At 54.3% G+C, this 26,942-nt stretch carries 9 protein-coding genes, 6 tRNA genes and 9 rRNA genes; 1 reads left to right on the forward strand and 23 read right to left on the reverse strand.

Annotation, left to right across the window (positions count from 1 at the left end; genetic code table 11):
* Positions 1–287: 287 nt before the first annotated feature.
* The 8 genes from RF819_RS20195 to RF819_RS20230 form a co-directional block, all read right to left on the reverse strand.
* The gene (locus RF819_RS20195) at positions 288–1,163 is read right to left on the reverse strand and encodes a M48 family metallopeptidase (RefSeq protein ID WP_078366609.1); all 876 of its coding nucleotides are present in this window, start codon (positions 1,161–1,163) and stop codon (positions 288–290) included.
* 23 nt (positions 1,164–1,186) lie between these two features.
* On the reverse strand, positions 1,187–1,921 hold the full coding sequence (locus RF819_RS20200; protein ID WP_078366610.1) for a lysophospholipid acyltransferase family protein: 735 nt from the start codon (positions 1,919–1,921) through the stop codon (positions 1,187–1,189).
* 97 nt (positions 1,922–2,018) lie between these two features.
* Positions 2,019–2,588, reverse strand: a complete 570-nt coding sequence (gmhB, locus tag RF819_RS20205; RefSeq protein ID WP_078366611.1) for a D-glycero-beta-D-manno-heptose 1,7-bisphosphate 7-phosphatase — start codon at positions 2,586–2,588, stop codon at positions 2,019–2,021.
* A 23-nt stretch (positions 2,589–2,611) separates the two neighbouring features.
* Complete coding sequence (gene glyS / locus RF819_RS20210; protein WP_078366612.1) at positions 2,612–4,759, reverse strand: glycine--tRNA ligase subunit beta; 2,148 nt, start codon at positions 4,757–4,759, stop codon at positions 2,612–2,614.
* Positions 4,756–5,778, reverse strand: a complete 1,023-nt coding sequence (glyQ, locus tag RF819_RS20215) for a glycine--tRNA ligase subunit alpha (RefSeq protein WP_242472953.1) — start codon at positions 5,776–5,778, stop codon at positions 4,756–4,758. Before glyQ ends, glyS begins: the two co-directional genes overlap by 4 nt.
* 129 nt (positions 5,779–5,907) lie before the next feature.
* Complete coding sequence (gene lnt / locus RF819_RS20220) at positions 5,908–7,488, reverse strand: apolipoprotein N-acyltransferase (RefSeq protein WP_078366613.1); 1,581 nt, start codon at positions 7,486–7,488, stop codon at positions 5,908–5,910.
* Positions 7,489–7,506: 18 nt separating this feature from the next.
* Positions 7,507–8,373 (reverse strand): CorC family transporter, encoded by an 867-nt coding sequence (locus tag RF819_RS20225; protein WP_078366614.1) that lies wholly within the window; start codon positions 8,371–8,373, stop codon positions 7,507–7,509.
* An 83-nt stretch (positions 8,374–8,456) separates the two neighbouring features.
* The gene (locus tag RF819_RS20230) at positions 8,457–9,179 is read right to left on the reverse strand and encodes a GNAT family N-acetyltransferase (protein ID WP_078366615.1); all 723 of its coding nucleotides are present in this window, start codon (positions 9,177–9,179) and stop codon (positions 8,457–8,459) included.
* A gap of 113 nt (positions 9,180–9,292) precedes the next feature.
* Between RF819_RS20230 and RF819_RS20235 the strand changes: the two genes are divergently transcribed.
* Positions 9,293–9,994: an FFLEELY motif protein gene (locus RF819_RS20235; RefSeq protein ID WP_078366616.1), complete on the forward strand. Its 702-nt coding sequence runs from the start codon at positions 9,293–9,295 to the stop codon at positions 9,992–9,994.
* A gap of 52 nt (positions 9,995–10,046) precedes the next feature.
* On the opposite strand, the gene rrf (RF819_RS20240) is transcribed toward RF819_RS20235, so the two are convergent.
* The 15 genes from rrf (RF819_RS20240) to RF819_RS20310 form a co-directional block, all read right to left on the reverse strand.
* A 5S ribosomal RNA gene (gene rrf / locus RF819_RS20240) occupies positions 10,047–10,159 on the reverse strand.
* A gap of 159 nt (positions 10,160–10,318) precedes the next feature.
* Positions 10,319–13,197 (reverse strand): 23S ribosomal RNA (locus tag RF819_RS20245).
* Positions 13,198–13,574: 377 nt separating this feature from the next.
* Positions 13,575–13,650: transfer RNA gene (locus tag RF819_RS20250), tRNA-Ala, on the reverse strand.
* 48 nt (positions 13,651–13,698) lie between these two features.
* A tRNA-Ile gene (locus tag RF819_RS20255) sits at positions 13,699–13,775 on the reverse strand.
* A 104-nt stretch (positions 13,776–13,879) separates the two neighbouring features.
* Positions 13,880–15,414 (reverse strand): 16S ribosomal RNA (locus RF819_RS20260).
* Positions 15,415–15,749: 335 nt separating this feature from the next.
* A 5S ribosomal RNA gene (rrf, locus tag RF819_RS20265) occupies positions 15,750–15,862 on the reverse strand.
* A 159-nt stretch (positions 15,863–16,021) separates the two neighbouring features.
* Positions 16,022–18,900, reverse strand: a 23S ribosomal RNA gene (locus RF819_RS20270).
* Positions 18,901–19,277: 377 nt separating this feature from the next.
* Positions 19,278–19,353: transfer RNA gene (locus RF819_RS20275), tRNA-Ala, on the reverse strand.
* Between the two features lie 48 nt (positions 19,354–19,401).
* Positions 19,402–19,478 (reverse strand) — tRNA-Ile (locus tag RF819_RS20280).
* A 104-nt stretch (positions 19,479–19,582) separates the two neighbouring features.
* Positions 19,583–21,117: ribosomal RNA gene (locus tag RF819_RS20285) — 16S ribosomal RNA — on the reverse strand.
* 335 nt (positions 21,118–21,452) lie between these two features.
* Positions 21,453–21,565 (reverse strand): 5S ribosomal RNA (gene rrf / locus RF819_RS20290).
* A 159-nt stretch (positions 21,566–21,724) separates the two neighbouring features.
* Positions 21,725–24,602: ribosomal RNA gene (locus RF819_RS20295) — 23S ribosomal RNA — on the reverse strand.
* Between the two features lie 377 nt (positions 24,603–24,979).
* Positions 24,980–25,055: transfer RNA gene (locus RF819_RS20300), tRNA-Ala, on the reverse strand.
* Between the two features lie 48 nt (positions 25,056–25,103).
* A tRNA-Ile gene (locus RF819_RS20305) sits at positions 25,104–25,180 on the reverse strand.
* Positions 25,181–25,284: 104 nt separating this feature from the next.
* Positions 25,285–26,819 (reverse strand): 16S ribosomal RNA (locus RF819_RS20310).
* The 16S, 23S and 5S rRNA genes sit together here with 6 tRNA genes alongside, the layout of an rRNA operon.
* Between the last annotated feature and the right edge of the window lie 123 nt (positions 26,820–26,942).

The raw sequence follows: 26,942 nt of genomic DNA on the forward strand, positions 1-26,942 counted from the left end.
TCCGCTGAAGGCGGGTAGCGGGGTTGCCGGGCGCAGAACCCATTCGCGTGATGTGAGAGACGGCACACCATGACAAGCGGCGAGACCTTGGCATCAGACCACCCCAAACCGTCGCCCGCGAGGGGGCCGGAGAACGGTAACCCCGCTACCCGCCTGGCGCCACGCGAACCCAAGCGCCAAACATCACAGCAAAATGCTATTTACTCAATAGCTACAAGCCCTTATATAAAAAGGGCCAGAGGCCATTTTCATCAATAAATCAAAAAGAGCCTCAAGATGTGCCCACCTCAATCCCACCTGGGCACAGCCTCACTCTTGAGCAAAGCGCGTTGCGCGGCGTAGTCGGGCACCAGAGTGCGCACGGTGTCCCAGAAGCGGGGGCTGTGGTCCATCACCCGCAGGTGGCTCAGTTCATGGGCCACCACATAGTCCAGCACCGACATCTTGAAGTGCACCAGCCGCCAGTTCAGGCGGATCGAGCCATCCACACGCGCACTGCCCCAGCGCGTGCCCGCGTTGCTGAGCGAGAGCTTTTTCCATTGCACACCAAGCAGCGGCGCAAAGTGGTCAAGCCGCTCCTGAAAAATACGCTTGGCCTGGCGCATCAGCCAGGCTTGCACCACGTCGCGGATCTGCTCGGGTGTGGCCTGGCGCGACAGGCTGATGCACAAAACCTGGCGCGTCTGCGCGGCCTGATCGGGCGCTGCGGCCACGTCCTCGGTCAACAGCTGGGCGCCAGCGGCGCCAAAGCGGTGTTCGGGGTCCAGCCGCAGGGTGAGGGTTTGGCCCAGAAACGGCAGCTCGGCGCCGTCCTGCCAGACGATGTGCTGGTCGGCCAGGCGGGTCTGGCGCTCGCGGCTGTCGTGCAACTTGCGCAGAATCCAGCTGGCTTTGGCCTGTAATGCGGCATCCACATCGCGCAGGGTGACCCATTTGGGCGCACGCACCGCCAGACCGTCCACGCTGACGCTGAAACCGATGCTGCGCCGCTGCCCGCGGTTAAAGGCATAGGCCACCCGGGTCTGGCCCAGCGACACCTCGCGGTTGGCCTGGGGATGGCTAAAGTCTGCTGCTTTTTTGGGAGCTACTGGCCCTTTTTCCACCTGGGCTGGGGGCTGATTTGGCTCAAACAAATCGAGCGTGAAGCGCAGCAGCGGGTGCATGACAGAACGCGTGCTCGCGTCGGTCAAGGATAGGCCTCGGGGTCGATGCGGCGCATTTCGGCCTCGATCCAGGCTTGGGCCTCACGCATCAGGGCTTTGGGGTCGCGCCCGGTGCTCTCCATCAGCGGGCCAATCGACACCCGCACCACACCGGGGTGTTTGACAAAACCTTGCTTGGGCCAGCAGCGGGCGGTGGCCACTGCAATCGGCACCACAGGCGCGCCGCTCTCCACCGCCAGCCGTGTGCCGGCCGTCTGGTAGGTGCCCTCTTCACCGCGCGGCATACGCGTGCCTTCGGGGAACATCATGACCCAGGTGCCCTGGCCGAGCAGGCGTTTGCCCTGCTCGATCACATGTTTCATGGCCACGGTGCGTGACTCGCGGTTGATGTGGATCATGTCCAGGCGCGCCATCGACCAGCCAAAAAACGGGATCTTGAGCAACTCGCGTTTGAACACAAAGGCCAGCGGGTGCGGCATGATCGTGGGCAACCACAGTGTCTCGAGCGTGGACTGGTGTTTGGACAACAACACCGCGGCGCTGGCTTTGCCCAGCGGCAGGTTCTCGTAACCCTGCACCTCCATGCGCACCCCCAGGATCACCCGGGTGCCCCACATCACAACACGAAACCAGTTCACCGCCACCCACCAGGCCGAAGCCCGTGAGGCCACGAAAGACACCAGCACAACACCGATGGTCCAGGGAATGACCGTGATGGCCATCCACAGCAAATGCAAAACCGAGCGAATCCAGGCCATCACAAGCCTTTTTGGGCACTAGCCCTTATCAATAAAGGGCTGATAGCTATCAATTTCATATTCTTCCAACACCCAAGCACAGGCACGTCTGTCCCCATCAACTGGCCTCGGCTTCACGGGCCAACAGGTGGTCAACAAAGGCCGACAAATCCGCATGCACCACGGTTTGGGCCGGAAACACATCGGGCAGGCTGCGGCCTTTGTGGACCTCACCCTTGCCGGTGAGCACCAGGTGCGGCTCACAACCCACGGCCACCGCCGCGACCAGATCACGCGCCGAGTCCCCCACTGCGGGCACCCCTTTGAGGTGGATGCCGTAGCGCTCACCCACCTGCTCAAACAGGCCCGGCGCCGGTTTGCGGCAGCTGCAGGCATCGTCGGGTGAATGGGGGCAATAAAAGATGGCGTCAATACGGCCACCCACGTCGGCCAGTTCCTGGTGCATCTTGGCGTGGATCTCGTTGAGGTCCGACACCTCGAACAGCCCGCGCCCCAGGCCCGACTGGTTGGACACCACCACCACATGCCAGCCCGCGTGGTTGAGCCGGGCAATGGCTTCGAGCGCGCCGGGCAAAGCCTGCCACTCGGCGGCCGACTTGATGTAGTCCAGGCTGTCGACGTTGATGGTGCCGTCTCGGTCCAGAATGACCAGTTTGTGGGGTGTCATGGTGTGTTGTTGCCTTGTTGGGGTCAGGCCGCCAGGCGCGAGAGGTCAGCCACCTGGTTCATCGCCTGGTGCAGGGTTTTGAGCAGACCCAGGCGGTTCAGGCGCAGGTCCAGCGCCTCGGCGTTGACCATCACATCCTCAAAAAACGCGTCCACCGGCACACGCAAAGCGGCCAGGGTTTGCAAGGAGGTCGCGTAGTCACCGGCGTCCAGCTGGGCCTGGGCACGTGGGGTGATGTCCTGCATGGCTGCGTAGAGCGCTTGCTCAGCAGGTTCTTGCAGCAGCAGTTCACTGACATGGGCGTCGGCCACGGCAGCGGCGTCGGCTTTTTTGAGGATGTTGCTGATGCGTTTGTTGGCTGCGGCGAGTGCCGGTGCTTCAGGCAAAGCAGCAAAGGCGCGCACGGCAGCCAGGCGCTTGGGCACCTCACCCAGGCGCTGCGGGCGCAGGGCCAGCACCGCGTCGACTTCGAGGGCGCTGAAGCCTTGCTCGCGCAGAGAGCCCGCCAGGCGGTCAAAGATGAAGTCGGTCAAGGCCACAGTGGGGTCGGCAATCTTGTCACCAAACACCGGAATGGCGGCTTCCAGCAACTCAGCCAGGCTCAGCGGCAAATCCTTTTCAACCAGCATGCGGATCACACCAAGCGCGTGGCGGCGCAGCGCAAACGGGTCTTTGTCACCCGTGGGCAGGTTGCCAATGCCAAACAGACCGACCAGGGTCTCCAACTTGTCGGCCAGGGCCACCACCACACCGGTCAGATTGCGGGGCAGATCGTCACCGGCAAAGCGGGGTTTGTAGTGGTCTTCAATCGCTTGGGCCACCTCGGTGCTCAGGCCGTCATTGAGGGCGTAATAAGCACCCATGATGCCTTGCAACTCAGGGAACTCACCGACCATGTCGGTCAGCAAATCGGTCTTGGCCAGACGTGCGGCGGTGTCGGCTGTTGTCACCAGATCAGACCCGGCGCCGGTGGACACCAGCAGCTCGGCAATGGCGCGGGCGATGTCGCAGACCCGCCCCATGCGTTCACCCTGGGTGCCGAGTTTGTTGTGGTAGACCACCTTGTCGAGCCCGGCCACACGTGAAGCCAGGGTCTTTTTGCGGTCTTGGTCATAGAAGAACTTGGCATCGGCCAGGCGCGGGCGCACCACACGCTCGTTGCCACCCACCACCGCGCTGGCATCCTGCGGGTTGATGTTGCTGACCACCAGGAACTGGTTGGTGAGCTTGCCTTGTGCATCAAGCAGCGGGAAATACTTCTGGTTGGCCTTCATGGTCAGAATCAGGCACTCTTGCGGCACGTCCAGAAACTCGGGCTCAAACTGGCACACCAGCACATGGGGGCGCTCTACCAGGGCCGTCACCTCGTCCAGCAAAGCTTCATCTTCAATAGCACGCACCCCATGTCCTACCTGGGCTGCAGCGGCTTTTAGCTGCTGAACGATGTCGGCACGGCGTTCGGCAAAACTGGCGATCACCGCACCGTCCTCTCGCAGGGTCTGGGCGTAGCTGTCGGCGTCTTCCAGCACCACCGGCGACTTGGTCGCCTCAAAACGGTGACCCTGGGTGCTGTTACCTGCTGTGAGGCCCAGCACCTTGACCGGCACCACGGTGTCGCCATGCAGCGCCACCAGACCATGGGCCGGGCGCACAAAGTTGACGCTGGTCCAGCCGGGCAGCTCGCAATCTGTCTCAAGCTGGTAACTCATGACCTTGGGGATCGGCAGCTTGCTCAGCGCCACGTCCAGCGCCTGCTGCAGGCCCACGTCCAGCGTGGCACCGCTGACCTGGCTGTCATAAAACAGCGCCTCGGCTTTGCCATCCACCGCCTTGCGCAAACCAGCGACCGCAAACACCGGGTCCGACACGTCCACACCGAGGGCCTGCAGCTTCTTGAGCAGCGCTGGCGTGGCCAGGCCGTTGGCATCCAGCCCGACGCTCACCGGCATCAGCTTTTGCTGCACGGCTTTGTCAGCCGCTTTGGCCGCCACATGGGTGATGTGGGCCGCCAGGCGGCGTGGCGAGGCAAACGGTGTCACCATCGACACGCCATTGGCCAGACCCAGCGCGCGCAGTTGCTCAGCCAACTGGCCGGCAAAAGCTTCACCCAATTTTTTGAGCGCCTTGGGGGGCAGTTCTTCAACAAACAGTTCAACAAGCAGGTTTCTCACAGGGCCACCTTCTGGGTCTCTTGGTTTTTATCGGTCAGCGCACTCCACATGAAGGCACGGCTCAGCTCGGCTTGGCGCGCAGCGTCGGTGACGGCATCGATGCCCTCGTTGCCCAGAACCAGGGCCGCAATCTGGCTGTCGGCCATCGGGTAACCCAGGCGGGCGCGGCTGTCGCGGTAACTTTGCGCCACACCGCGGGCCAGGTTGCGGATGCGGCCGATGTAGGCGGCGCGTTCGGTCACGCTGATGGCGCCACGGGCGTCCAGCAGGTTGAAGCTGTGCGCACACTTGAGCACCTGCTCATACGCGGGCAAGGCCAGCTGCACGTCCATCAGGTGTTTTGCCTGTTTTTCATGCGCGGTGAACGCGGTGAACAGGAAGTCGGCGTCGCTGTGTTCGAAGTTGTAGGTGGACTGCTCCACCTCGTTTTGTTTGTAGACGTCGCCGTAAGACAGCGTGCGACCGTCTGCCGCCGTGGTCCAGGTCAGGTTGTAGACGTTGTCCACACCTTGCAGGTACATCGCCAGGCGCTCCAGGCCGTAGGTGATTTCACCGGTGATCGGTTTGCAGTCGATGCCACCCACTTGCTGAAAGTAGGTGAACTGGGTCACTTCCATGCCATTGAGCCAGACTTCCCAGCCCAGGCCCCAGGCGCCCAGCGTCGGGTTTTCCCAGTCGTCTTCAACAAAACGGATGTCGTTTTTCTGCAAATCAAAGCCCAGCGCTTCGAGTGAGCCCAGGTACAGCTCCAGGATGTTGCTCGGTGCGGGTTTGAGCACCACCTGGTATTGGTAGTAGTGTTGCAGGCGGTTTGGGTTCTCACCATAACGGCCGTCTTTGGGGCGGCGGCTGGGCTGCACATAGGCCGCCTTCCAGGGCTCCGGCCCCAGGGCTCTCAAAAACGTGGCGGTGTGTGAGGTGCCGGCACCAACTTCCATGTCATAGGGCTGCAACAACGCGCAGCCCTGGGCGTCCCAGTAGGACTGCAGTTTCAAGATGATTTGCTGGAAGGTCAACATAAGTGGGTTGCGCCGGTCTGATTGGCGCTTGGAGTTTCAAACAGACACACCGCCAGGCGATGCGCCAAACCGCAATTTTACGGGCTTCGTCTGGCCCCACCTCTCGAGCGCCGGGGGAACAGGCCCGATTTAAAAACGCGGTGACGACCAGCGCCGCCAGGCGGCGCCCAACACGATGCCCATCGCCAGCAGCCACAACGGCCACTGGCCAAACCGGGACACCCAGGCCGCATAGGGCGTGATGCCCGAGCGCCCCTGCACCGTGCCGTGCAGCGCCGCGGCGGTATGCGGAGCCAGCGCTTGCAGCACCTGCCCTTGGCGGCTCACGATGGCGGTCTGCCCGGTGTTGGTGGCCAGCAAAAACGGACGGTCAAATTCGAGCGCACGGGTGCGGGCAATGTGCAGATGCTGGTCCATGGCCAGGTGTTCACCAAACCAGCCCAGGTTGCTGAGGTTGACCAGGATGGTCGGCGCGGTTGAAGCGTCCACAAACTGGGTCGCCATCTCTTCGCTGAACAGGTTTTCAAAACAGATGCTGGTGGCCAGACGCTGCCCCTGCCAATCAAAGCTGGGCTGGGGCAGCCCTCCCCGATTGAAGTCACCCAGCGGGATGTGCATCATGTCGATGAACCAGCGAAACATCGGCGGGATGAACTCGCCAAAAGGCACCAGGTGGTGTTTGTCGTAGCGCCAGGGGGTGGTTTGCCCAGGCGCAAAACCCACCACCGAGTTGGTATAGCCCTCTGACAGACCACCGAGCGGCAAACCCACCAGCGCCGCCTGCTGGCCGCTGGCAAAACGCTGCTGCAGCGCCTGCCAATAACCCTCGGGCAACTGTTGTGGCAATACCGCAATCGCCGTTTCGGGCGTGATGATGAGTTCACTTTGGCTGGCTTGCAACTGCGCGCCGTACCAGCGCAAGGCCTTGAGCACACCGGTGGCGGGCTCGAACTTCTCCTCTTGGGCGATGTTGCCTTGCAACAGCGTGACGCTGAGCTTGCCTCGATCAAGCCCCGCAGAAGCGGGCCAGACCAGCGGCAAACCAACAACCACCAGGACCAGCAGCACCGTGGCCCCCTTGTGTTTGGCGCGTGTCCCACCCAGCAGCGTCACCAGCACAGCGGCCAACCAGGCGGCCAGCCAGCTCACACCGTACAGGCCAACCCAGGGCAACCAGGCCTGCAAAGGCCCATCAAGCTGCGCGTAGCCCACCGCCCCCCAGCCAAAACCGGTCAACCACTGCCCTCGAGCCAGTTCAGCCAACAACCACAAGGATGCAAAAACAAGATCACTCAGCCCTTTATTGATAAGGCCCAGATGCCAAAACATCCATGAAACAGCGGCGTAATACAGGGCCAAGGCACCCGCCAGCGCCAACACCGCCAGAACTGCCAGCGGCGCAGGCAAACCGCCATAGGTGTGCATGGACACAAATAACCAGGCAAAAGTCAGTGACAACCAGGCCAGCGTGAACAACCAGCCGCCCCAGGCCGCTTCACGCGCGGTACGGCACCGTGTGAGCAAGGCCACCAACACGGCCATGGACACCAGCTGCAGCCACCAGACCGGCTGGCCGCGCGTGAGTCCCAGAAAATGGAGAGCGTCTGGCGTAGCGAGAGGCCAGGCCAGGCTGGCCGCCTGAAAGGCACCTGCGGCCAACAGCAGCAGCCAGCGGATCAGGGGCGTCGAACGACGCGGTGTTTCAAACAAGACCTGCCCCGCCCAAGTTCAGGCCGGATTCTGCGGCACAGGCGAGACCTTGAACCACTTCACCGCACCGCCTTTGGTGTGCAGGACGGCAAAGTCCAAGCCGGACATGATGTGATGTTCACCCCGTTTGGGCACATGGCCCATCTCGTGGGCAATCAGCCCGCCGATGGTTTCGAAATCGTCTTCGGGGTCGGTGCTGTCGAGGGTCACACCAAAGGTGGCTTCCACACGTTCAATCAAGGTGTCACCACTGACGCGGTAGGTGCGGTCCGCCAAGCCGAAGATGTCGCCCTCGTCATCGTCCAGATCAAACTCGTCTTCGATCTCACCCACAATTTGTTCCAGCACATCCTCGATGGTGATCAATCCGGCAACCCGGCCAAACTCGTCGATCACGATCGCCAGGTGGTTGTGGTTACTCTGGAAATCACGCAGCAGGTCGTTCAAGCCTTTGCTCTCGGGCACAAACACCGCCGGTCGCAACAAAGCACGGATGTTGAGGTCAGGCGCACGCTGGAGTTTGAGCAGGTCCTTGGCCATCAGAATGCCGATGATGTTCTCGCGTTCCCCCTCAAACACCGGGAAGCGGGAATGCGCGGTATCGATCACACCGTGCATCATCACGTCATAGGGGTCCTCGATGTTGACCAACTCCATGCGGGGGGTGGGCACCATCACATCCCCTGCCGTCATCTCGGCCATGCGGATGACGCCTTCAAGCATCTTGCGCGAATCTGCGCCTATGAGCTGATTGTGTTCAGCATCTACCAGGGTCTCGATGAGCTCGGCGGTGGAGTCAGGACCGGGGTTGATGAATTCCGCGACTTTTTGCAAAAAGGTGCGGGTGTCTTCCCGTTCAGGACGGGCAGGGTAAGGGTCGGACACGGCCAGGGCGGCAGGACATGCGGTTGTTGAACAAGCCTCTAGGATACCGGATTACGCCGCCAACCCTCATGCGCCATGTCAGATCATTCGCTGGGGCTGTCTTCTTTGGCGGGGCGCCAGGCGTGCTGGAATCGCCCAATCGTGTCCCAGAACTGTTTGGCCTGGGCCTTGAGGTGGTAATTGGCCTGGGCCAAATGCTCTTCCATGATCTCGGTCACCTGGGTTTGGAAGGTCGCCGGTGTCAAGCGCAGGTATGCCTCGGATTCAGAGCCATCACGCACCACCGTCGCACCACCCCGGCGCGCGATTTTCAGCATGGCGGTGTTTTCACTGAGCACATGCACATACATGGCGGTCACACCTTCATTGCGAGCGTGCATGACGGCGCGCTCGAACAGGCGTGCACCATAACCCCGCCCACGCACATGCTCGGAAACCGACACACCAAACTCGGAAGACGCGCTGACACGATCAGCACTCGAATACGCCAAGTGCGCCATGCCAATCAACTTGAGGCGCCGGTTGTAGATGCCAAAAATTTCGTCACGCTCAAAATTAAGGCCATCCACGTACGCCTGAATCTGCGCATCCTTGGCGGTAAAACCAAAACGGAAGTACCGATCCTGGGGGCTCAAGGCCAATAGGTGTTCACCAATGCGTCCGCGATGGTTCTCACCCAGCGAGCGTATCGGCACCATCAGGTCGGCCGGCCGAGCTACAACGGTCTTTTTCTCAAGATGCACCGCACCTCTGGATGGCCGAGCGCGGCTCTCGGTATCGTCGGTGGAGGTGATCGTTTCAAGCATCCCGCGAATATACGGGTTTCCACTAGTGTCTTCACACTAAATCAAAACAATGTAGCAAGACGTGGGGTGTTTCCCACACCACGGCCCCCTTTGCATCCTAAACTGTGCTTCCGATGGAAGCGTCCACACGAATCAGGGAAGCGTTGGCACAGGTCTCCGAGCTGCGCGGGATGGCTTTACACAACCCGGCATTGTCCAGCGCTGTGTCGGAAGTCAAGGCGATACAAGCCAGACGCTTTGCCGACACTTACCAAGACATGTTGGCGTCGCCAGTCTATTCAGGCTGCGCCACTTTTTTTCTGGAAGAGTTGTACAGCGAACGTGATTACAGCCGCCGTGACGCCCAGTTTGCGAAAGTGGCTGCCGCCATCCAGCACACCTTCCCTGCTCAGGTTGTCGAGATTGCCGTCACGCTGGCCGAACTTCACCATGTGACAGAAGCACTTGATTTGGAGATGGCCCAGAGCTGGATAGATTTAGACCACCTACCAACGCCTGCAGCACGTTATCAAGCGTGTTGGCGCAGAGTGGGCCAACAGCCCAAACGCCAATGGCAACTCAACACGGTATTGGGCATCGGTAGCGAGTTAAGCGTCTTGACCCGCAAAGTGGGCTTGCGCTGGTTGTTGAAGATGATGCGTAAACCGGCCGAACTGGCTGGCCTGGGCAATTTGCAGAGCTTTCTTGAAACAGGGTTCGATCACTTCGGCAGTCTCGCCAAAGACCCTGATGCAGTGAAGACGTTTCTGGTTGCCATCCAAAAGCGTGAAAGCGAATGGATCAACGGGCTGTTTGAAGACCGCGGCGATATCTGAAACACAAAAAAAAAACGCCCAGTCAAGAGACTGGGCGTTTCTGGCGTTGGGAGCCTGACGATGACCTACTTTCACACGGGAATCCGCACTATCATTGGCGCAGAGGCGTTTCACTGTCCTGTTCGGGATGGGAAGGAGTGGAGCCACCTCGCTATGGTCGTCAGGCAAAACTTTTTATCTTATTGACGTTTTTGGTGTCAATAGGATCAATTTATAGAGCTAATCAGCTTTTGTCTTGTTAGACACCAGGTGTTGCCACCTGGATTTTGAATGCGTCAACTTGGCATAACTTCCTTGATTGCGTTGTCGGCAAATCAAAGTTATAGGGTCAAGCCGCACGAGCAATTAGTATCGGTTAGCTCAATGCATTGCTGCACTTACACACCCGACCTATCAACGTCCTGGTCTTGAACGACTCTTCAGGGGGCTCAAGGCCCCGGCAGATCTCATCTTGAAACGAGTTTCCCGCTTAGATGCTTTCAGCGGTTATCTCTTCCACACATAGCTACTCGGCAATGCCACTGGCGTGACAACCGATACACCAGAGGTGTGTCCACTCCGGTCCTCTCGTACTAGGAGCAGGCTTCCTCAAATCTGCAGCGCCCACGGAAGATAGGGACCAAACTGTCTCACGACGTTTTAAACCCAGCTCACGTACCTCTTTAAATGGCGAACAGCCATACCCTTGGGACCGGCTACAGCCCCAGGATGAGATGAGCCGACATCGAGGTGCCAAACACCGCCGTCGATATGAACTCTTGGGCGGTATCAGCCTGTTATCCCCAGAGTACCTTTTATCCGTTGAGCGATGGCCCTTCCATACAGAACCACCGGATCACTATGTCCTGCTTTCGCATCTGCTCGACTTGTCAGTCTCGCAGTTAAGCACGCTTATGCCATTGCACTATCGTCACGATGTCCGACCGTAACTAGCGTACCTTCGAACTCCTCCGTTACGCTTTGGGAGGAGACCGCCCCAGTCAAACTGCCTACCATGCACTGTCCCCGATCCCGATAAGGGACCTAGGTTAGAACCTCAAACACACCAGGGTGGTATTTCAACGTTGGCTCCATAGAATCTAGCGACCCTACTTCAAAGCCTCCCACCTATCCTACACAGATCTGTTCAAAGTCCAATACAAAGCTACAGTAAAGGTTCATGGGGTCTTTCCGTCTTTCCGCGGGGAGATTGCATCATCACAAACATTTCAACTTCGCTGAGTCTCTGGAGGAGACAGTGTGGCCATCGTTACGCCATTCGTGCAGGTCGGAACTTACCCGACAAGGAATTTCGCTACCTTAGGACCGTTATAGTTACGGCCGCCGTTTACTGGGACTTCAATCAAGAGCTCTCACCCCATCATTTAATCTTCCAGCACCGGGCAGGCGTCACACCCTATACGTCCACTTTCGTGTTTGCAGAGTGCTGTGTTTTTAATAAACAGTCGCAGCCACCGATTTTTTGCAACCTCATTGGGCTCCAGGAGTAAATCCCTTCACCTACTAAAGGCACACCTTCTTCCGAAGTTACGGTGTCAATTTGCCGAGTTCCTTCTCCAGAGTTCTCTCAAGCGCCTTAGAATACTCATCTCGCGCACCAGTGTCGGTTTGCGGTACGGTCGTGTGTAGCTGAAGCTTAGTGGCTTTTCCTGGAAGCAGGGTATCACTCACTTCGGCAGCAAGCTGCCTCGTTATCACCCCTCATCTAAGCCCGGCGGATTTACCTACCAGGCACGACTACAGGCTTGAACCAACATATCCAACAGTTGGCTGAGCTAACCTTCTCCGTCCCCACATCGCACTACACATCGGTACAGGAATATTGACCTGTTTCCCATCAACTACGCATCTCTGCCTCGCCTTAGGGGCCGACTCACTCTACGCCGATGAACGTTGCGTAGAAAACCTTGCGCTTACGGCGAGGGGGCTTTTCACCCCCTTTAACGCTACTCATGTCAGCATTCGCACTTCTGATACCTCCAGCACGCTTTACAACGCACCTTCACAGGCTTACAGAACGCTCTCCTACCACGTGCAATAAATTGCACATCCGCAGCTTCGGTAACTGGCTTAGCCCCGTTACATCTTCCGCGCAGGACGACTCGATCAGTGAGCTATTACGCTTTCTTTAAATGATGGCTGCTTCTAAGCCAACATCCTGACTGTTTTAGCCTTCCCACTTCGTTTCCCACTTAGCCAATTTTAGGGACCTTAGCTGGCGGTCTGGGTTGTTTCCCTCTTGAGTCCGGACGTTAGCACCCGGTGCTCTGTCTCCCAAGCTGTACTCGTCGGTATTCGGAGTTTGCATTGGTTTGGTAAGTCGCCATGACCCCCTAGCCAAAACAGTGCTCTACCCCCAACGGTAATACTTGAGGCACTACCTAAATAGTTTTCGGAGAGAACCAGCTATTTCCAAGTTTGTTTAGCCTTTCACCCCTATCCACAGCTCATCCGCTAGTTTTGCAACACTAGTCGGTTCGGACCTCCAGTACCTGTTACGGCACCTTCATCCTGGCCATGGATAGATCACTTGGTTTCGGGTCTACACCCAGCGACTAATTCGCCCTATTCGGACTCGATTTCTCTACGGCTTCCCTATTCGGTTAACCTTGCCACTGAATGTAAGTCGCTGACCCATTATACAAAAGGTACGCAGTCACCCTTGCGGGCTCCTACTTTTTGTAAGCATGCGGTTTCAGGATCTATTTCACTCCCCTCCCGGGGTTCTTTTCGCCTTTCCCTCACGGTACTAGTTCACTATCGGTCAATGATGAGTATTTAGCCTTGGAGGATGGTCCCCCCATATTCAGACAGGATTACACGTGTCCCGCCCTACTTGTCGCAAACTCAGTACCACACATCTCTTTTCGCATACAGGGCTATCACCTGCTATGGCCAGACTTTCCAGACTGTTTTGCTAAGAGTTGTGCTATCACTTGCAGGCTTCTCCGATTTCGCTCGCCACTACTTTCGGAATCTCGGTTGATGTCTTTTCCTCGAGCTACTGAGATGTTTCAGTTCACCCGGTTCGCCTCGCATGACTATGTATTCATCATGCGATACCTTTGCAGGTGGGTTTCCCCATTCGGAAGTCTCCGGATCAAAGCTCATTTGCCAGCTCCCCGAAGCTTATCGCAGGCTATCACGTCCTTCGTCGCCTATCATTGCCAAGGCATCCACCACATGCTCTTATTCACTTGACCCTATAACTTTGATCTTTCTTGCGAAACACCATCGTTTTATCAAGGAATGTTTGACAGGTCTCTCACCTGTCGCGTTATGCCGTATTCAATTTAACTTGAATAACTCGAATTTCAAACGTGAAGTCTGATATTCATTTTGACGCAATCAAAATTTGTCACTAGCGGCACGGTATGCACGAAACCTTTACGAATGTGCACTTTCCGCTAGTAACGCTGATTAAACTCTATAAATTGTTAAAGAACAGCCACCAACCCCAAAGGGTCAGTCTATGTTGATCAAGCTATCTTGATCAACACTAAAATTACCTCGAGCAATCATACTCAAAGTAACTTTAGTGTTGAATAAACACACAGCAAATAAGAACCATTAAAAATGTTGGTGGAGGTGACAGGACTCGAACCCGCTACCTACTGCTTGCAAAGCAGCCGCTCTCCCAGCTGAGCTACACCCCCCAAGCCAGAATATCGTTGGACAACCCGGTTAACCGAACCCTTCGACATTGGTGGGTCTGGTTGGTCTCGAACCAACGACCCCCGCCTTATCAAGACGGTGCTCTAACCAACTGAGCTACAGACCCAAGTCGGTCACTTGGGACCATGGTTATTCACCGCAGTCGTCAGCGACAACCTTCCAACAACCGATAAGTGTGAGCGTTCAATTTGAGAAGCTAAATGTTTCCAGAAAGGAGGTGATCCAGCCGCACCTTCCGATACGGCTACCTTGTTACGACTTCACCCCAGTCACGAACCCTGCCGTGGTAATCGCCCTCCTTGCGGTTAAGCTAACTACTTCTGGCAGAACCCGCTCCCATGGTGTGACGGGCGGTGTGTACAAGACCCGGGAACGTATTCACCGTGACATTCTGATCCACGATTACTAGCGATTCCGACTTCACGTAGTCGAGTTGCAGACTACGATCCGGACTACGACTGGCTTTATGGGATTAGCTCCCCCTCGCGGGTTGGCAACCCTTTGTACCAGCCATTGTATGACGTGTGTAGCCCCACCTATAAGGGCCATGAGGACTTGACGTCATCCCCACCTTCCTCCGGCTTGTCACCGGCAGTCTCATTAGAGTGCCCAACTAAATGTAGCAACTAATGACAAGGGTTGCGCTCGTTGCGGGACTTAACCCAACATCTCACGACACGAGCTGACGACAGCCATGCAGCACCTGTGTTACGGCTCTCTTTCGAGCACCCCTCTATCTCTAAAGGGTTCCGTACATGTCAAAGGTGGGTAAGGTTTTTCGCGTTGCATCGAATTAAACCACATCATCCACCGCTTGTGCGGGTCCCCGTCAATTCCTTTGAGTTTCAACCTTGCGGCCGTACTCCCCAGGCGGTCAACTTCACGCGTTAGCTTCGTTACTGAGTCAGTAAAGACCCAACAACCAGTTGACATCGTTTAGGGCGTGGACTACCAGGGTATCTAATCCTGTTTGCTCCCCACGCTTTCGTGCATGAGCGTCAGTACAGGTCCAGGGGATTGCCTTCGCCATCGGTGTTCCTCCGCATATCTACGCATTTCACTGCTACACGCGGAATTCCATCCCCCTCTACCGTACTCTAGCCTTGCAGTCACAAATGCAGGTCCCAGGTTGAGCCCGGGGATTTCACATCTGTCTTACAAAACCGCCTGCGCACGCTTTACGCCCAGTAATTCCGATTAACGCTCGCACCCTACGTATTACCGCGGCTGCTGGCACGTAGTTAGCCGGTGCTTATTCTTACGGTACCGTCATGAGCCCCTCGTATTAGGAGAAGCCTTTTCGCTCCGTACAAAAGCAGTTTACAACCCGAAGGCCTTCATCCTGCACGCGGCATTGCTGGATCAGGCTTGCGCCCATTGTCCAAAATTCCCCACTGCTGCCTCCCGTAGGAGTCTGGACCGTGTCTCAGTTCCAGTGTGGCTGGTCGTCCTCTCAGACCAGCTACAGATCGTCGCCTTGGTGAGCCTTTACCTCACCAACTAGCTAATCTGATATCGGCCGCTCCAATCGCGCGAGGTCTTGCGATCCCCCGCTTTCATCCATGGATCGTATGCGGTATTAGCACAGCTTTCGCTGCGTTATCCCCCACGACTGGGCACGTTCCGATATATTACTCACCCGTTCGCCACTCGCCACCAGGATTGCTCCCGTGCTGCCGTTCGACTTGCATGTGTAAGGCATGCCGCCAGCGTTCAATCTGAGCCAGGATCAAACTCTATAGTTCGATCTTGAATTTTTTGTGCATTGCTGCACAACTCATAAATTGGAATCAACGTGAACTTCATTTCTGAATTTCACATCTTTTTTACTTCATGAGCGTTTGTAAGCCAATTAAGACTTAGTTCCAAAGAACTTGAGCCCCTCGCTTCAAACGCCCACGCTTATCGGCTGTATGTTTTTAATGATCTCAAAAGCAGCTTGTCGCTACTTTCTTTTTTTGCTTCGCCGTGATCAGCGAAGCCTTGTATTCTACAACGCTTTTTTGCGTTTTTCTTAAAAATCTTCATGATCTCTAAGAAAAACGCCCAGTCAAGAGACTGGGCGTTTCTGGCGTTGGGAGCCTGACGATGACCTACTTTCACACGGGAATCCGCACTATCATTGGCGCAGAGGCGTTTCACTGTCCTGTTCGGGATGGGAAGGAGTGGAGCCACCTCGCTATGGTCGTCAGGCAAAACTTTTTATCTTATTGACGTTTTTGGTGTCAATAGGATCAATTTATAGAGCTAATCAGCTTTTGTCTTGTTAGACACCAGGTGTTGCCACCTGGATTTTGAATGCGTCAACTTGGCATAACTTCCTTGATTGCGTTGTCGGCAAATCAAAGTTATAGGGTCAAGCCGCACGAGCAATTAGTATCGGTTAGCTCAATGCATTGCTGCACTTACACACCCGACCTATCAACGTCCTGGTCTTGAACGACTCTTCAGGGGGCTCAAGGCCCCGGCAGATCTCATCTTGAAACGAGTTTCCCGCTTAGATGCTTTCAGCGGTTATCTCTTCCACACATAGCTACTCGGCAATGCCACTGGCGTGACAACCGATACACCAGAGGTGTGTCCACTCCGGTCCTCTCGTACTAGGAGCAGGCTTCCTCAAATCTGCAGCGCCCACGGAAGATAGGGACCAAACTGTCTCACGACGTTTTAAACCCAGCTCACGTACCTCTTTAAATGGCGAACAGCCATACCCTTGGGACCGGCTACAGCCCCAGGATGAGATGAGCCGACATCGAGGTGCCAAACACCGCCGTCGATATGAACTCTTGGGCGGTATCAGCCTGTTATCCCCAGAGTACCTTTTATCCGTTGAGCGATGGCCCTTCCATACAGAACCACCGGATCACTATGTCCTGCTTTCGCATCTGCTCGACTTGTCAGTCTCGCAGTTAAGCACGCTTATGCCATTGCACTATCGTCACGATGTCCGACCGTAACTAGCGTACCTTCGAACTCCTCCGTTACGCTTTGGGAGGAGACCGCCCCAGTCAAACTGCCTACCATGCACTGTCCCCGATCCCGATAAGGGACCTAGGTTAGAACCTCAAACACACCAGGGTGGTATTTCAACGTTGGCTCCATAGAATCTAGCGACCCTACTTCAAAGCCTCCCACCTATCCTACACAGATCTGTTCAAAGTCCAATACAAAGCTACAGTAAAGGTTCATGGGGTCTTTCCGTCTTTCCGCGGGGAGATTGCATCATCACAAACATTTCAACTTCGCTGAGTCTCTGGAGGAGACAGTGTGGCCATCGTTACGCCATTCGTGCAGGTCGGAACTTACCCGACAAGGAATTTCGCTACCTTAGGACCGTTATAGTTACGGCCGCCGTTTACTGGGACTTCAATCAAGAGCTCTCACCCCATCATTTAATCTTCCAGCACCGGGCAGGCGTCACACCCTATACGTCCACTTTCGTGTTTGCAGAGTGCTGTGTTTTTAATAAACAGTCGCAGCCACCGATTTTTTGCAACCTCATTGGGCTCCAGGAGTAAATCCCTTCACCTACTAAAGGCACACCTTCTTCCGAAGTTACGGTGTCAATTTGCCGAGTTCCTTCTCCAGAGTTCTCTCAAGCGCCTTAGAATACTCATCTCGCGCACCAGTGTCGGTTTGCGGTACGGTCGTGTGTAGCTGAAGCTTAGTGGCTTTTCCTGGAAGCAGGGTATCACTCACTTCGGCAGCAAGCTGCCTCGTTATCACCCCTCATCTAAGCCCGGCGGATTTACCTACCAGGCACGACTACAGGCTTGAACCAACATATCCAACAGTTGGCTGAGCTAACCTTCTCCGTCCCCACATCGCACTACACATCGGTACAGGAATATTGACCTGTTTCCCATCAACTACGCATCTCTGCCTCGCCTTAGGGGCCGACTCACTCTACGCCGATGAACGTTGCGTAGAAAACCTTGCGCTTACGGCGAGGGGGCTTTTCACCCCCTTTAACGCTACTCATGTCAGCATTCGCACTTCTGATACCTCCAGCACGCTTTACAACGCACCTTCACAGGCTTACAGAACGCTCTCCTACCACGTGCAATAAATTGCACATCCGCAGCTTCGGTAACTGGCTTAGCCCCGTTACATCTTCCGCGCAGGACGACTCGATCAGTGAGCTATTACGCTTTCTTTAAATGATGGCTGCTTCTAAGCCAACATCCTGACTGTTTTAGCCTTCCCACTTCGTTTCCCACTTAGCCAATTTTAGGGACCTTAGCTGGCGGTCTGGGTTGTTTCCCTCTTGAGTCCGGACGTTAGCACCCGGTGCTCTGTCTCCCAAGCTGTACTCGTCGGTATTCGGAGTTTGCATTGGTTTGGTAAGTCGCCATGACCCCCTAGCCAAAACAGTGCTCTACCCCCAACGGTAATACTTGAGGCACTACCTAAATAGTTTTCGGAGAGAACCAGCTATTTCCAAGTTTGTTTAGCCTTTCACCCCTATCCACAGCTCATCCGCTAGTTTTGCAACACTAGTCGGTTCGGACCTCCAGTACCTGTTACGGCACCTTCATCCTGGCCATGGATAGATCACTTGGTTTCGGGTCTACACCCAGCGACTAATTCGCCCTATTCGGACTCGATTTCTCTACGGCTTCCCTATTCGGTTAACCTTGCCACTGAATGTAAGTCGCTGACCCATTATACAAAAGGTACGCAGTCACCCTTGCGGGCTCCTACTTTTTGTAAGCATGCGGTTTCAGGATCTATTTCACTCCCCTCCCGGGGTTCTTTTCGCCTTTCCCTCACGGTACTAGTTCACTATCGGTCAATGATGAGTATTTAGCCTTGGAGGATGGTCCCCCCATATTCAGACAGGATTACACGTGTCCCGCCCTACTTGTCGCAAACTCAGTACCACACATCTCTTTTCGCATACAGGGCTATCACCTGCTATGGCCAGACTTTCCAGACTGTTTTGCTAAGAGTTGTGCTATCACTTGCAGGCTTCTCCGATTTCGCTCGCCACTACTTTCGGAATCTCGGTTGATGTCTTTTCCTCGAGCTACTGAGATGTTTCAGTTCACCCGGTTCGCCTCGCATGACTATGTATTCATCATGCGATACCTTTGCAGGTGGGTTTCCCCATTCGGAAGTCTCCGGATCAAAGCTCATTTGCCAGCTCCCCGAAGCTTATCGCAGGCTATCACGTCCTTCGTCGCCTATCATTGCCAAGGCATCCACCACATGCTCTTATTCACTTGACCCTATAACTTTGATCTTTCTTGCGAAACACCATCGTTTTATCAAGGAATGTTTGACAGGTCTCTCACCTGTCGCGTTATGCCGTATTCAATTTAACTTGAATAACTCGAATTTCAAACGTGAAGTCTGATATTCATTTTGACGCAATCAAAATTTGTCACTAGCGGCACGGTATGCACGAAACCTTTACGAATGTGCACTTTCCGCTAGTAACGCTGATTAAACTCTATAAATTGTTAAAGAACAGCCACCAACCCCAAAGGGTCAGTCTATGTTGATCAAGCTATCTTGATCAACACTAAAATTACCTCGAGCAATCATACTCAAAGTAACTTTAGTGTTGAATAAACACACAGCAAATAAGAACCATTAAAAATGTTGGTGGAGGTGACAGGACTCGAACCCGCTACCTACTGCTTGCAAAGCAGCCGCTCTCCCAGCTGAGCTACACCCCCCAAGCCAGAATATCGTTGGACAACCCGGTTAACCGAACCCTTCGACATTGGTGGGTCTGGTTGGTCTCGAACCAACGACCCCCGCCTTATCAAGACGGTGCTCTAACCAACTGAGCTACAGACCCAAGTCGGTCACTTGGGACCATGGTTATTCACCGCAGTCGTCAGCGACAACCTTCCAACAACCGATAAGTGTGAGCGTTCAATTTGAGAAGCTAAATGTTTCCAGAAAGGAGGTGATCCAGCCGCACCTTCCGATACGGCTACCTTGTTACGACTTCACCCCAGTCACGAACCCTGCCGTGGTAATCGCCCTCCTTGCGGTTAAGCTAACTACTTCTGGCAGAACCCGCTCCCATGGTGTGACGGGCGGTGTGTACAAGACCCGGGAACGTATTCACCGTGACATTCTGATCCACGATTACTAGCGATTCCGACTTCACGTAGTCGAGTTGCAGACTACGATCCGGACTACGACTGGCTTTATGGGATTAGCTCCCCCTCGCGGGTTGGCAACCCTTTGTACCAGCCATTGTATGACGTGTGTAGCCCCACCTATAAGGGCCATGAGGACTTGACGTCATCCCCACCTTCCTCCGGCTTGTCACCGGCAGTCTCATTAGAGTGCCCAACTAAATGTAGCAACTAATGACAAGGGTTGCGCTCGTTGCGGGACTTAACCCAACATCTCACGACACGAGCTGACGACAGCCATGCAGCACCTGTGTTACGGCTCTCTTTCGAGCACCCCTCTATCTCTAAAGGGTTCCGTACATGTCAAAGGTGGGTAAGGTTTTTCGCGTTGCATCGAATTAAACCACATCATCCACCGCTTGTGCGGGTCCCCGTCAATTCCTTTGAGTTTCAACCTTGCGGCCGTACTCCCCAGGCGGTCAACTTCACGCGTTAGCTTCGTTACTGAGTCAGTAAAGACCCAACAACCAGTTGACATCGTTTAGGGCGTGGACTACCAGGGTATCTAATCCTGTTTGCTCCCCACGCTTTCGTGCATGAGCGTCAGTACAGGTCCAGGGGATTGCCTTCGCCATCGGTGTTCCTCCGCATATCTACGCATTTCACTGCTACACGCGGAATTCCATCCCCCTCTACCGTACTCTAGCCTTGCAGTCACAAATGCAGGTCCCAGGTTGAGCCCGGGGATTTCACATCTGTCTTACAAAACCGCCTGCGCACGCTTTACGCCCAGTAATTCCGATTAACGCTCGCACCCTACGTATTACCGCGGCTGCTGGCACGTAGTTAGCCGGTGCTTATTCTTACGGTACCGTCATGAGCCCCTCGTATTAGGAGAAGCCTTTTCGCTCCGTACAAAAGCAGTTTACAACCCGAAGGCCTTCATCCTGCACGCGGCATTGCTGGATCAGGCTTGCGCCCATTGTCCAAAATTCCCCACTGCTGCCTCCCGTAGGAGTCTGGACCGTGTCTCAGTTCCAGTGTGGCTGGTCGTCCTCTCAGACCAGCTACAGATCGTCGCCTTGGTGAGCCTTTACCTCACCAACTAGCTAATCTGATATCGGCCGCTCCAATCGCGCGAGGTCTTGCGATCCCCCGCTTTCATCCATGGATCGTATGCGGTATTAGCACAGCTTTCGCTGCGTTATCCCCCACGACTGGGCACGTTCCGATATATTACTCACCCGTTCGCCACTCGCCACCAGGATTGCTCCCGTGCTGCCGTTCGACTTGCATGTGTAAGGCATGCCGCCAGCGTTCAATCTGAGCCAGGATCAAACTCTATAGTTCGATCTTGAATTTTTTGTGCATTGCTGCACAACTCATAAATTGGAATCAACGTGAACTTCATTTCTGAATTTCACATCTTTTTTACTTCATGAGCGTTTGTAAGCCAATTAAGACTTAGTTCCAAAGAACTTGAGCCCCTCGCTTCAAACGCCCACGCTTATCGGCTGTATGTTTTTAATGATCTCAAAAGCAGCTTGTCGCTACTTTCTTTTTTTGCTTCGCCGTGATCAGCGAAGCCTTGTATTCTACAACGCTTTTTTGCGTTTTTCTTAAAAATCTTCATGATCTCTAAGAAAAACGCCCAGTCAAGAGACTGGGCGTTTCTGGCGTTGGGAGCCTGACGATGACCTACTTTCACACGGGAATCCGCACTATCATTGGCGCAGAGGCGTTTCACTGTCCTGTTCGGGATGGGAAGGAGTGGAGCCACCTCGCTATGGTCGTCAGGCAAAACTTTTTATCTTATTGACGTTTTTGGTGTCAATAGGATCAATTTATAGAGCTAATCAGCTTTTGTCTTGTTAGACACCAGGTGTTGCCACCTGGATTTTGAATGCGTCAACTTGGCATAACTTCCTTGATTGCGTTGTCGGCAAATCAAAGTTATAGGGTCAAGCCGCACGAGCAATTAGTATCGGTTAGCTCAATGCATTGCTGCACTTACACACCCGACCTATCAACGTCCTGGTCTTGAACGACTCTTCAGGGGGCTCAAGGCCCCGGCAGATCTCATCTTGAAACGAGTTTCCCGCTTAGATGCTTTCAGCGGTTATCTCTTCCACACATAGCTACTCGGCAATGCCACTGGCGTGACAACCGATACACCAGAGGTGTGTCCACTCCGGTCCTCTCGTACTAGGAGCAGGCTTCCTCAAATCTGCAGCGCCCACGGAAGATAGGGACCAAACTGTCTCACGACGTTTTAAACCCAGCTCACGTACCTCTTTAAATGGCGAACAGCCATACCCTTGGGACCGGCTACAGCCCCAGGATGAGATGAGCCGACATCGAGGTGCCAAACACCGCCGTCGATATGAACTCTTGGGCGGTATCAGCCTGTTATCCCCAGAGTACCTTTTATCCGTTGAGCGATGGCCCTTCCATACAGAACCACCGGATCACTATGTCCTGCTTTCGCATCTGCTCGACTTGTCAGTCTCGCAGTTAAGCACGCTTATGCCATTGCACTATCGTCACGATGTCCGACCGTAACTAGCGTACCTTCGAACTCCTCCGTTACGCTTTGGGAGGAGACCGCCCCAGTCAAACTGCCTACCATGCACTGTCCCCGATCCCGATAAGGGACCTAGGTTAGAACCTCAAACACACCAGGGTGGTATTTCAACGTTGGCTCCATAGAATCTAGCGACCCTACTTCAAAGCCTCCCACCTATCCTACACAGATCTGTTCAAAGTCCAATACAAAGCTACAGTAAAGGTTCATGGGGTCTTTCCGTCTTTCCGCGGGGAGATTGCATCATCACAAACATTTCAACTTCGCTGAGTCTCTGGAGGAGACAGTGTGGCCATCGTTACGCCATTCGTGCAGGTCGGAACTTACCCGACAAGGAATTTCGCTACCTTAGGACCGTTATAGTTACGGCCGCCGTTTACTGGGACTTCAATCAAGAGCTCTCACCCCATCATTTAATCTTCCAGCACCGGGCAGGCGTCACACCCTATACGTCCACTTTCGTGTTTGCAGAGTGCTGTGTTTTTAATAAACAGTCGCAGCCACCGATTTTTTGCAACCTCATTGGGCTCCAGGAGTAAATCCCTTCACCTACTAAAGGCACACCTTCTTCCGAAGTTACGGTGTCAATTTGCCGAGTTCCTTCTCCAGAGTTCTCTCAAGCGCCTTAGAATACTCATCTCGCGCACCAGTGTCGGTTTGCGGTACGGTCGTGTGTAGCTGAAGCTTAGTGGCTTTTCCTGGAAGCAGGGTATCACTCACTTCGGCAGCAAGCTGCCTCGTTATCACCCCTCATCTAAGCCCGGCGGATTTACCTACCAGGCACGACTACAGGCTTGAACCAACATATCCAACAGTTGGCTGAGCTAACCTTCTCCGTCCCCACATCGCACTACACATCGGTACAGGAATATTGACCTGTTTCCCATCAACTACGCATCTCTGCCTCGCCTTAGGGGCCGACTCACTCTACGCCGATGAACGTTGCGTAGAAAACCTTGCGCTTACGGCGAGGGGGCTTTTCACCCCCTTTAACGCTACTCATGTCAGCATTCGCACTTCTGATACCTCCAGCACGCTTTACAACGCACCTTCACAGGCTTACAGAACGCTCTCCTACCACGTGCAATAAATTGCACATCCGCAGCTTCGGTAACTGGCTTAGCCCCGTTACATCTTCCGCGCAGGACGACTCGATCAGTGAGCTATTACGCTTTCTTTAAATGATGGCTGCTTCTAAGCCAACATCCTGACTGTTTTAGCCTTCCCACTTCGTTTCCCACTTAGCCAATTTTAGGGACCTTAGCTGGCGGTCTGGGTTGTTTCCCTCTTGAGTCCGGACGTTAGCACCCGGTGCTCTGTCTCCCAAGCTGTACTCGTCGGTATTCGGAGTTTGCATTGGTTTGGTAAGTCGCCATGACCCCTAGCCAAAACAGTGCTCTACCCCCAACGGTAATACTTGAGGCACTACCTAAATAGTTTTCGGAGAGAACCAGCTATTTCCAAGTTTGTTTAGCCTTTCACCCCTATCCACAGCTCATCCGCTAGTTTTGCAACACTAGTCGGTTCGGACCTCCAGTACCTGTTACGGCACCTTCATCCTGGCCATGGATAGATCACTTGGTTTCGGGTCTACACCCAGCGACTAATTCGCCCTATTCGGACTCGATTTCTCTACGGCTTCCCTATTCGGTTAACCTTGCCACTGAATGTAAGTCGCTGACCCATTATACAAAAGGTACGCAGTCACCCTTGCGGGCTCCTACTTTTTGTAAGCATGCGGTTTCAGGATCTATTTCACTCCCCTCCCGGGGTTCTTTTCGCCTTTCCCTCACGGTACTAGTTCACTATCGGTCAATGATGAGTATTTAGCCTTGGAGGATGGTCCCCCCATATTCAGACAGGATTACACGTGTCCCGCCCTACTTGTCGCAAACTCAGTACCACACATCTCTTTTCGCATACAGGGCTATCACCTGCTATGGCCAGACTTTCCAGACTGTTTTGCTAAGAGTTGTGCTATCACTTGCAGGCTTCTCCGATTTCGCTCGCCACTACTTTCGGAATCTCGGTTGATGTCTTTTCCTCGAGCTACTGAGATGTTTCAGTTCACCCGGTTCGCCTCGCATGACTATGTATTCATCATGCGATACCTTTGCAGGTGGGTTTCCCCATTCGGAAGTCTCCGGATCAAAGCTCATTTGCCAGCTCCCCGAAGCTTATCGCAGGCTATCACGTCCTTCGTCGCCTATCATTGCCAAGGCATCCACCACATGCTCTTATTCACTTGACCCTATAACTTTGATCTTTCTTGCGAAACACCATCGTTTTATCAAGGAATGTTTGACAGGTCTCTCACCTGTCGCGTTATGCCGTATTCAATTTAACTTGAATAACTCGAATTTCAAACGTGAAGTCTGATATTCATTTTGACGCAATCAAAATTTGTCACTAGCGGCACGGTATGCACGAAACCTTTACGAATGTGCACTTTCCGCTAGTAACGCTGATTAAACTCTATAAATTGTTAAAGAACAGCCACCAACCCCAAAGGGTCAGTCTATGTTGATCAAGCTATCTTGATCAACACTAAAATTACCTCGAGCAATCATACTCAAAGTAACTTTAGTGTTGAATAAACACACAGCAAATAAGAACCATTAAAAATGTTGGTGGAGGTGACAGGACTCGAACCCGCTACCTACTGCTTGCAAAGCAGCCGCTCTCCCAGCTGAGCTACACCCCCCAAGCCAGAATATCGTTGGACAACCCGGTTAACCGAACCCTTCGACATTGGTGGGTCTGGTTGGTCTCGAACCAACGACCCCCGCCTTATCAAGACGGTGCTCTAACCAACTGAGCTACAGACCCAAGTCGGTCACTTGGGACCATGGTTATTCACCGCAGTCGTCAGCGACAACCTTCCAACAACCGATAAGTGTGAGCGTTCAATTTGAGAAGCTAAATGTTTCCAGAAAGGAGGTGATCCAGCCGCACCTTCCGATACGGCTACCTTGTTACGACTTCACCCCAGTCACGAACCCTGCCGTGGTAATCGCCCTCCTTGCGGTTAAGCTAACTACTTCTGGCAGAACCCGCTCCCATGGTGTGACGGGCGGTGTGTACAAGACCCGGGAACGTATTCACCGTGACATTCTGATCCACGATTACTAGCGATTCCGACTTCACGTAGTCGAGTTGCAGACTACGATCCGGACTACGACTGGCTTTATGGGATTAGCTCCCCCTCGCGGGTTGGCAACCCTTTGTACCAGCCATTGTATGACGTGTGTAGCCCCACCTATAAGGGCCATGAGGACTTGACGTCATCCCCACCTTCCTCCGGCTTGTCACCGGCAGTCTCATTAGAGTGCCCAACTAAATGTAGCAACTAATGACAAGGGTTGCGCTCGTTGCGGGACTTAACCCAACATCTCACGACACGAGCTGACGACAGCCATGCAGCACCTGTGTTACGGCTCTCTTTCGAGCACCCCTCTATCTCTAAAGGGTTCCGTACATGTCAAAGGTGGGTAAGGTTTTTCGCGTTGCATCGAATTAAACCACATCATCCACCGCTTGTGCGGGTCCCCGTCAATTCCTTTGAGTTTCAACCTTGCGGCCGTACTCCCCAGGCGGTCAACTTCACGCGTTAGCTTCGTTACTGAGTCAGTAAAGACCCAACAACCAGTTGACATCGTTTAGGGCGTGGACTACCAGGGTATCTAATCCTGTTTGCTCCCCACGCTTTCGTGCATGAGCGTCAGTACAGGTCCAGGGGATTGCCTTCGCCATCGGTGTTCCTCCGCATATCTACGCATTTCACTGCTACACGCGGAATTCCATCCCCCTCTACCGTACTCTAGCCTTGCAGTCACAAATGCAGGTCCCAGGTTGAGCCCGGGGATTTCACATCTGTCTTACAAAACCGCCTGCGCACGCTTTACGCCCAGTAATTCCGATTAACGCTCGCACCCTACGTATTACCGCGGCTGCTGGCACGTAGTTAGCCGGTGCTTATTCTTACGGTACCGTCATGAGCCCCTCGTATTAGGAGAAGCCTTTTCGCTCCGTACAAAAGCAGTTTACAACCCGAAGGCCTTCATCCTGCACGCGGCATTGCTGGATCAGGCTTGCGCCCATTGTCCAAAATTCCCCACTGCTGCCTCCCGTAGGAGTCTGGACCGTGTCTCAGTTCCAGTGTGGCTGGTCGTCCTCTCAGACCAGCTACAGATCGTCGCCTTGGTGAGCCTTTACCTCACCAACTAGCTAATCTGATATCGGCCGCTCCAATCGCGCGAGGTCTTGCGATCCCCCGCTTTCATCCATGGATCGTATGCGGTATTAGCACAGCTTTCGCTGCGTTATCCCCCACGACTGGGCACGTTCCGATATATTACTCACCCGTTCGCCACTCGCCACCAGGATTGCTCCCGTGCTGCCGTTCGACTTGCATGTGTAAGGCATGCCGCCAGCGTTCAATCTGAGCCAGGATCAAACTCTATAGTTCGATCTTGAATTTTTTGTGCATTGCTGCACAACTCATAAATTGGAATCAACGTGAACTTCATTTCTGAATTTCACATCTTTTTTACTTCATGAGCGTTTGTAAGCCAATTAAGACTTAGTTCCA

Source organism: Rhodoferax fermentans, assembly GCF_002017865.1.
GTDB classification, from domain to species: Bacteria; Pseudomonadota; Gammaproteobacteria; order Burkholderiales; family Burkholderiaceae_C; genus Rhodoferax; species Rhodoferax fermentans.